General features: G+C 52.2%; 1 protein-coding gene. It reads right to left on the reverse strand.

Annotation, left to right across the window (positions count from 1 at the left end):
• Positions 1-359: helix-turn-helix domain-containing protein (locus tag ABE522_RS17470; RefSeq protein WP_346592786.1), on the reverse strand; the 359-nt coding region annotated here is incomplete at its 3' end.
• Positions 360-542: the final 183 nt, after the last annotated feature.

Raw genomic sequence — 542 nt, forward strand, 5'->3', positions numbered from 1 at the left:
TGCTCTTCCTGGATCAAGGCATCGATTTTTTTTAAGAAATCGGTCTCCGCACGCAGGTACGCGACTTCTTCAATGAGCTCCGCATGAGTCAGGTCCTGAATCGGCTTTCGCGCGGTCTTTTTCTTGCCTGGCATTCGAGACCTGCTTGTGTCCTGTAATTTAAGCGCTTCAATCCCTCCAAGATCATACAGGCGCTGCCATTTCAGGACCAAGCCTGGGCCGCCGAGTCTGAAGATTGCCATCGCTTGTCGCCCTGAAAGGCCTTCTTCCTTTACCCGCTGTAAGACGGACATCTTAAAGTCGGCGTCGTACTTATTTCGCATTTTCTGAAAGCACTCCGCACCATGGATGCGGTACATGCTTATCCATCGTCGGAGAATCGAATGGTCGACGCCGTACTTGTGCACCAGTTGCCTGATGCCGACGCCATCGTCAGCTCCTTCTCGCGCAAGCTTCAGTCTGAACTGCTCATCGTACTTGGTCACTTTTCCCTCGAAAATTGGATGCCTGTCCAAATTCAGGGGGTCAGTTCAATCCGCCGG

It is taken from the genome of Stenotrophomonas lacuserhaii (assembly GCF_039674585.1).
GTDB classification, from domain to species: domain Bacteria; phylum Pseudomonadota; class Gammaproteobacteria; order Xanthomonadales; family Xanthomonadaceae; genus Stenotrophomonas; species Stenotrophomonas pennii_A.